A 1,123-nucleotide genomic window follows, 5' to 3' on the forward strand; every position below is an offset into this window, starting at 1 on the left:
GCCGAATCGCACGTGGACCGCTCCATCCACGGCCCCGAAGACTTCGTGCAGACCAACGTGCTGGGCACCTTCCGCCTGCTCGAATCCGTGCGCGGCCACTGGAGCGCGCTGCCGGCCGAGCAGAAGACGGCCTTCCGCTTCCTGCACGTGTCCACCGACGAGGTCTACGGCTCGCTCTCCAAGACCGACCCCGCCTTCACCGAAGAGAACAAGTACGAGCCCAACAGCCCGTATTCGGCCAGCAAGGCCGCCAGCGACCACCTCGTGCGTGCCTGGCACCACACCTACGGCCTGCCGGTGCTGACCACCAACTGCTCCAACAACTACGGCCCCTTCCACTTCCCCGAGAAGCTCATCCCCCTGATGATCGTCAACGCACTGGCCGGCAAGAGCCTGCCCGTGTACGGCGACGGCATGCAGGTGCGCGACTGGCTCTACGTGAAGGACCACTGCAGCGCCATCCGCCGCGTGCTCGAAGCCGGCAGGCTGGGCGAGACCTACAACGTGGGCGGCTGGAACGAGAAGCCCAACATCGAGATCGTCAACACCGTGTGCGCGCTGCTCGACGAGCTGCGCCCCAGGGCCGACGGCAAGCCCTACAAGGAACAGATCACCTACGTCACCGACCGTCCGGGCCACGACCGCCGCTACGCCATCGATGCGCGCAAGCTCGAAGCCGAGCTCGGCTGGAAGCCCGCCGAGACCTTCGACACCGGCATCCGCAAGACCGTCGAGTGGTATCTGGCCAATGGCGAGTGGGTGCGCAATGTGCAAAGCGGCGCCTACCGCGAGTGGGTCGAGAAGCAATACGACGCCGCACCTGCGAAGGCCGCGGCATGAAGTTGCTGCTGCTGGGCAAGGGCGGACAGGTCGGCTGGGAGCTGCAGCGCAGCCTGGCGCCCCTGGGTGAACTGGTCGCGCTCGACTTCGACAGCACCGATTTCAACGCCGACTTCAGCCGTCCCGAGCAACTGGCCGAGACGGTGCTGAAGGTGCGTCCCGACGTGATCGTCAATGCGGCGGCGCACACGGCGGTCGACAAGGCCGAGAGCGAGCCGGACTTTGCGCGCAAGCTCAACGCGACCTCGCCGGGAATCGTGGCCGAGGCGGCCCAGCAGATCGG

At 66.7% G+C, this 1,123-nt stretch carries 2 protein-coding genes; both read left to right on the top strand.

Annotation, left to right across the window (positions count from 1 at the left end; genetic code table 11):
- On the top strand, positions 1-840 hold an 840-nt coding region (rfbB, locus tag ACSFCA_RS36535), incomplete at its 5' end, for a dTDP-glucose 4,6-dehydratase (RefSeq protein WP_435463001.1).
- Positions 837-1,123: sugar nucleotide-binding protein (locus ACSFCA_RS36540; protein ID WP_435463002.1), on the top strand; the 287-nt coding region annotated here is incomplete at its 3' end. The genes rfbB and ACSFCA_RS36540, both read left to right, overlap by 4 nt.

Origin of the sequence: Variovorax multivorans (genome assembly GCF_051216835.1) — a bacterium.
Lineage (GTDB): Bacteria > Pseudomonadota > Gammaproteobacteria > Burkholderiales > Burkholderiaceae_C > Variovorax.